Origin of the sequence: Chloroflexus sp., from assembly GCF_034432675.1 — a bacterium.
In the GTDB taxonomy this organism is placed as follows: domain Bacteria; phylum Chloroflexota; class Chloroflexia; order Chloroflexales; family Chloroflexaceae; genus Chloroflexus.
In genome coordinates, this window is record NZ_DAOUBI010000012.1 from 1 (window position 1) to 6,494 (window position 6,494).

Consider the following 6,494-nt stretch of genomic DNA (forward strand, 5'->3'; position numbering starts at 1 on the left):
CGCCCACAACAGCACCCATGGCGATCATCCCCGCTGATACGCACGTGGTTGGCACCAGTTGTGGGTAATGCATAGACCGCTGGAGGTGGGAGGCGGCGGTGCAGGATGGCTCCCGCTGTCGTGCGCTGATCCAGGCGCACGCTCCCAGCCCTGCTGGAGGGTCGTGCTTCCAGCCCTGGCAATGCGTTGGCGATAGTCATGAGTGCAGGATGTTAACCGGACATGAGGTATGATCTGGAACGGTCGGTACTGACGGACGTTGCGACACTGCTCCCGGACAAGGCTTTGCGAAGACAGGCGTTACGATGATGTCAACTCCACGTGCTCAACGTATAGCAACCCTCGCAGGTGATGTTGTCTTTGGCCTGATCTGCCTGCTCGGGGTGATAGCTTTTCTCTACCCCTTTTTTCTGGGCCGTGCCGAAACCGGTTTCACCCAGGCGCATGCCACCACAGCCCCGATCTTTTTCGCCCTTCTCGGCCCGGCACTGCTTGTCCTGTTGATCGCCGAACTCAGTGCTGGTCGGCTCAATACCCGTATGGTCGCTATTTTGGGTGTGCTCACAGGGGTCGTAGCGATCTTGCGTCTACCGGCGGGGCCGGCAGACTCGCCTACGTTCTTTTTTCTGATCATCCTGATTGGCTATACGTATGGATCGCGTTTCGGCTTTCTGATTGGCACCCTGGCCCTGCTGGTCTCGGCACTGCTGACCGGGGGCGTAGGCCCGTGGTTGCCGTTTCAGATGTTCGTGAGTGGCTGGATGGGCATGAGCGCCGGTTTTTTGGCACCACTGGGACGACGATTCCGTCCTGGGGAATGGGGCGAGGTTGTGCTTCTTGGCGGTTTTGGTTACGTTTGGGGCTTTCTCTTTGGTGCCTTGATGAATCTGTGGTTTTGGCCGTTTGCGCCGCCCGGCGAATTGGGCTGGCTACCGGGCAGTGGTCTGGCGGCAACAATTCAGCAATATTTCCGCTTCTATATCGTCACATCGCTGGCGTGGGATGCGGTACGGGCACTTGGGAACGTTATTTTGATTGCACTGCTGGGGCGGGTTGTGCTGAAAGAACTGCGCCGTTTTCGCGAGCGCTTCTGGTTCACCACTGCAACATAAACCCCTCCTCTGTCATAGAGGAGGGGTTGCGCAAGGAGGAGGGAAATTTCACTTACTATCGGGCCAGAGCGCCGCTCACTTCGCCACCCGCCGGCGCACCGCTCAGATCTGGGTAGGCAACCATCCCATGCTCGCCGATGTCGAGACCAGCCTCTTCCTCGGCCTTGCTAACTCGCAGACCAATGGTGGCCTTGATTGCGAAGAACATCAACGCAGTGGTTGCAACCGTCCACAAACCGATAGCGACAACACCAACGAACTGCGAGATGAGCAGGGTCAGACCACCGCCGTAGAACAGGCCGGTCGTACCGGTGTTACCGGGGACGGATGCGAACAGACCGACCGCCAGTGTTCCCCAGATACCGTTAACCAGGTGTACCGGAACTGCGCCAACCGGATCATCGATCTTGAGCTTCTCAAGCAGTTCTGCCGAGAAGACGACAATCGGGCCGGCGATGAAACCAATGATGATCGAGGAGAGCGGATCAACGTAGGCACAGCCAGCGGTGATCGCGACCAGACCACCGAGCACACCGTTCAGTGTCTGACCCAGATCGGGCTTGCCGTAGCGCAGCCAGGCGGTGAAGAGAGCACCCAGAGCACCGGCGGCTGCGGCCAGATTGGTCGTAACGGCAACCATTGCTACCGCATCGGCATCACCCTGTGACGCGATTGCCAGTTGCGAGCCGGGGTTGAAGCCAAACCAGCCCAGCCAGAGGATGAAGGTGCCCAGTGCAGCCAGTGACATGTTGTGACCGGGGATAACACGAGGCTTGCCATCGGGGCCGAAGCGGCCAAGACGTGGGCCGAGGATCATCGCACCAACCAGTGACGCCCAACCACCGACACTGTGGACAACCGTGCTCCCGGCGAAGTCGGTGAAGCCCCAATTCCCCTCAGTGCTGCCACTGTAGGTGTTCAACCAGCCGGCACCGCTCCAGACCCAGTGGACGACCACGGGATAAATGAAGAGCGAGATGATAAAGCTGTAGATGAGATAGGCCACAAATTTGGTGCGCTCAGCCATTGCCCCGGCCACAATCGTTGCAGCCGTACCGGCAAACACGACCTGGAAGAACCAGCTTGCCAGCACCGGTACTTCACCTTCAGCCGTAACCGCCGAGAGGAAGAATTGATCGGTGCCGATAAATCCACCCGCTGAAGTACCGTATGCGATTCCCCAGCCGACAGCCCAGAAGGCAATCGAACACATTACGAAATCCATCAGGTTCTTGAACAGGATGTTGGTTGTGTTCTTCGAGCGGGTCAAGCCGGCGGTCAACATCGCGAACCCAGCCTGCATAAAGAAGACCAGCGCTGCGGTAGCAATCAGGAAGAAGGTATTCATTGCAACTGCCAGTTCAGCAGTGGTTGGCCCTTCCTGAGCAAAAGCGCGTCCGGTACCCACCAGCCAGAGACCAAGGCCAAACCCAAGACCGAGACCGATCTTTGTGCGCCATGCAAGCTTCATGAGAACTGCTCCTTTAACCTAATACCTAAGCGATTGCATGTGATGCATGGAATGATTTTCCAAAAACAGCTCCATGCATTTGTAACATTTGCACAAACCATCTGCCTCTGCCTCGTTGCAGGCCGTCTGAGCACCATCGCGATTGCAAGCATTACAGGATGCCCGCTATGGACTTGTGAAAAACTGACAAATTGATGATAAGGTCTATCCAGAAGCCTTTTCTCTCTCTTGCGTTTGCGGCTCTAAACTGCAACATCGCAGGAGATGCCCGCATTACGCACGTTCACCCCCTCGCTATCCATGCATCGTGGCATTTACCAGATTGTGCACTCATTGGTGATGGTATGATAACAGGTCTTCATGGAGTTGCCAATAGACAGGATTGCCAATATCCAGGTAGAGAGGATTAGACTTTTTATCCAAATTGATGACAGGGTGACAGTATTCTCTTCACCCCCGGATCCTCTTACGCACAGCGGAAGAGTGGAGAACAGCGGATCGCGCTGGAGCTTCCCGATACGGCAGCAGGTGTGGTCGTCTACATATTCTGAGGGCTACGGGTGAGTGTTACCTCGGTGCGCGGGGTGGTCGTGCGGTCAGTACGGCAGCATGGCTGCCGCACTCCAAACAACGTGACTGTACCACGTCACACAACCGGGATGCACCAGCGGTTGACACCAACGTTCGCTCCTGTTCTCCGTCCAGGCATTGGACGAAATTCATTTCGTCCAACGCTGCACGTCACCAGCCCATCGCGAGGCACCAGTCGCTGACGACGACGCTCGCCCTCCCTCCGTCCATGACACCGTAGGGGCGGGTTCAGAACCCGCCCCTCCACCTGCGTCGCCCCTCCACCTGCGTCGCCTCTACTGGTGTCGCCCCGCATATGCCGGCCCCTACTATCCAGCAATACCTCTGGTACTGCACTGAATGATGCATCGCTGGACGCGTGTAGGGGTACGGCATGCCGTGCCCCTACGCGGGATCCCCTCCTCATCAACCTCAGCCTTCACCCCGCGTTCTGCACCGGAAACCGCCGTGGATCGAACTGTCGGATGGGTGGTGGGTGGTACTGGCAGCAACCGATACGGTGCTCGATGAGACTGTCCTCCTCGAATCGCCCTCCAACCCGTCCCCCGCTGGGCTACGCATTACCCATACGTCACGTGTCACCAGCGGCAGGGGGGGGTGTGCGTAGGAGTTGCTAGCGAGCAGCGATGTCGTGCAGCCCGCACCAGATGGTCTTCACGCCCGGTTTCCCGTCATGCGGTCGGTGCGGAAGCACTGCTTCTACGCTTCAAATATGTGACACCAGGATAATGCAGATACAAAAATCGGACTTCTCACGATAGTCAAAATTTGGTATAATCAACATTCAAGAATGGTACGGATCTGGTACGCGCTAGCGATCCCCTCTGAGCCTCCTCTCGGTCGAGTTCGGACGCAACGCAACCCCACACCGGCCACGAACCCTTCGTTGTTGTGCTAGAGGAGTAGCGAGCCATGAGCTTCGCAGACAAGACCCTGACCTGTCGGGATTGCGGGATGGATTTCGTCTTTACAGCGGGAGAACAAGAGTTTTACGCTGCCAAAGGCTTTGTGAATGAGCCGGTACGTTGTCCGGCTTGCCGCAAGGCGCGTAAGTCTCAAATGCGCGAGGCGTCTGAACGGCGACGACCGACAGCCGCTCCGGCGAATCGTGAGCGTGTTAATTATCGGGTGACGTGCGCCAGTTGTGGTCAAGAGACGACTGTCCCATTCGTACCACGCGGTACCAAGCCCGTCTACTGTAGTTCGTGTTTCAGTAAGATGCGCGGTAATCAGCGGTCGTTGTTTTAAGGATCGACCCTGAGCAATAGTGGGGTGGGCGCAGGCTCCATCTGCGTCCACCTTCATTTTCTGCACGTTCGTGCAGTTGGTACAGCCGTGTTCCTCACATCCAGGATTCACCGGATTACTGGAAGTCATCGCATTCATCTTCCGCAGACTAGATGATCGTGGCGATCACGGATGTCGCATCCGTGGTCGGTACAAACAACGCCTGGAGTCGAGCACGGTGAATGCGAAACCCTTGCTTGCGCACGCTATTGCAGCGCTCAGTGGTGTGATTGCGCTAACGATGGATGGTAGAGGCGCACAGCCGGGCGTCCTTACCGCCGCAGTATGACTCACTCTGCACGAATGCCCCCACCCCAACCTGCCCCCGCCGAGGGTGGGAGTCGTCAGTGCGGGGTGTGTCTCCGCTCATGCTTCGATGATGCACGCAAGTGTCTTGTCGAAGTGCAGGGTGGGAGTCGTCAGTGCGGGGTGTGTCTCCGCTCATGCCTTCCGTTGCGTCAGATGTGATTACGCTAACGATGGTCAGTAGGGACGACGCATGCGTCGCCCCTACTGACGCGGTAGGATTCACCTGTGCCAATGTTACCAATGTCGTCCTGACTATTCAATAAGATAGGAGTTACGCAGTTGAGATCTGGGTGTAGAGAGGTTGGGCCAGGTAGGCCCGTATCGCTTCCCGAACAATGGCTGCTTTGGCCTCAAACCACGACGTGCCTGTACGCAGGCGGTGACTTTCCAGACGGAGGAAGGCACGGAGAGCCAAGCCGATATGATTCCTCTGAGCAACAGCGGAGCGGTGCTGGGCTCGCTCGATGCCGCAGAACTGCGTGATGCCGCGATGGTACGCTTCGATGCGCCACAGGTAAAGTGCGTACTCCGCACCCTGGGCGACGCTCATCCCCAAGTCGCTGGTGGCCCAGTATGCAATGCCGCCGTCTGGGGGAGCAATCTTGAACACGTTGATGAAGCCGTATCCGTTCAGATGAACGATGGCGCCATGGCGCGGAATCAGCACTGCACGGATCGGCCGGTTGTCCGAACCGTCTGGATCAACCAAGCGATTGGCGTTCAGCTGGGTCAGCCACTGCCAGTTTAGAGCGCGTACCAGCTTCACGTGCGCCACACGGTCAGACCAGCGGTCGCAGCCCAACAGGTGGGGCTGACATCCCCGCGCTGCCGCTGCCGTTACCATCGCCTGGAAGTGATCGTTCTTGGTCAACCCGTCGTGCGCTGTGTCGGCGATGCGAACGTCACCGGGCAGGTGGGCTTTTCCATCTGTCCACAGCATGCTAATCAGGTTGATACCCACGACCACCCGATGATGTTTGCCCGACCAATGACGACGTACCAGCTCTATGGCCCGGCGGGACGGCTTGTCTAGCGTCGTGTCATCGATAATCAAAAAGCCCGTGGTCAAAGAAACACCGTGCTGTACCTCCTCCCACAAGGCGTTGCCATCCGCTTGACACCGGTACAGCAGACGCGTGGAGGCAGCATGCGCCGGACCATGCGTACCAGCACACGGATGGCATCGCGCTGCTTCTGTGTTGCTGAACACATTCTGTGCAGCTACCAGGAAGTGGATATAGTCCAGTTCGTCACACTTTGGCGGATTCATAGGCTCACGTAGACACCATCAGGAAGAACTGCGTAACTCCTACACATATAAGGATTATCGACAAAATATTTGCAAAGTATTGACAATGATTGTTCATCGTGGTATATTACTTACCGGTCGGTAAGAATTAGTTAGACGAGACTGTTGAAAGTGATGGAACAAACCCTGCTGCCCGATCCGCGTATTAGCGATAGCCCCACTGCGCTCCGCATCCTCGATGTGGCAGCGCAGCTCTTTATGCAGCGTGGCTATCGGGCAGTTTCGATCAACGACATTATTCAGGTTGCCGGTATTACCAAGCCAACCCTCTACTACTACTTCAGCGACAAAGAAGAACTCTTTGTGCAGATGGGGTTGCATGTGCTGGCAGCAATGAACCAGCCGCTAACTAACCTGCTTACCGCTGATCACCCACTGCACGAGCGTCTGCAAGCTATGGCGACGGTGCTGATGG

5 protein-coding genes are annotated in these 6,494 nt (G+C 57.0%); 3 read left to right on the forward strand and 2 right to left on the reverse strand.

The features are described 5' to 3' along the window. The first annotated feature begins 305 nt into the window (after positions 1-305). Complete coding sequence (locus VAE55_RS01195; protein WP_322814005.1) at positions 306-1,112, forward strand: ECF transporter S component; 807 nt, start codon at positions 306-308, stop codon at positions 1,110-1,112. A 55-nt stretch (positions 1,113-1,167) separates the two neighbouring features. Here VAE55_RS01195 and VAE55_RS01200 read toward each other — a convergent pair whose 3' ends face one another. Then, complete coding sequence (locus VAE55_RS01200; RefSeq protein WP_322814006.1) at positions 1,168-2,583, reverse strand: ammonium transporter; 1,416 nt, start codon at positions 2,581-2,583, stop codon at positions 1,168-1,170. A 1,503-nt stretch (positions 2,584-4,086) separates the two neighbouring features. Between VAE55_RS01200 and VAE55_RS01205 the strand changes: the two genes are divergently transcribed. Beyond that, complete coding sequence (locus VAE55_RS01205) at positions 4,087-4,422, forward strand: zinc-ribbon domain containing protein (RefSeq protein WP_322814007.1); 336 nt, start codon at positions 4,087-4,089, stop codon at positions 4,420-4,422. Between the two features lie 619 nt (positions 4,423-5,041). On the opposite strand, the gene VAE55_RS01210 is transcribed toward VAE55_RS01205, so the two are convergent. Continuing rightward, on the reverse strand, positions 5,042-6,040 hold the full coding sequence (locus VAE55_RS01210) for a transposase (RefSeq protein ID WP_322814008.1): 999 nt from the start codon (positions 6,038-6,040) through the stop codon (positions 5,042-5,044). Between the two features lie 153 nt (positions 6,041-6,193). Between VAE55_RS01210 and VAE55_RS01215 the strand changes: the two genes are divergently transcribed. Next, positions 6,194-6,494, forward strand: a 301-nt coding sequence (locus VAE55_RS01215) for a helix-turn-helix domain-containing protein (RefSeq protein ID WP_322814009.1), incomplete at its 3' end; no start/stop codon positions are given.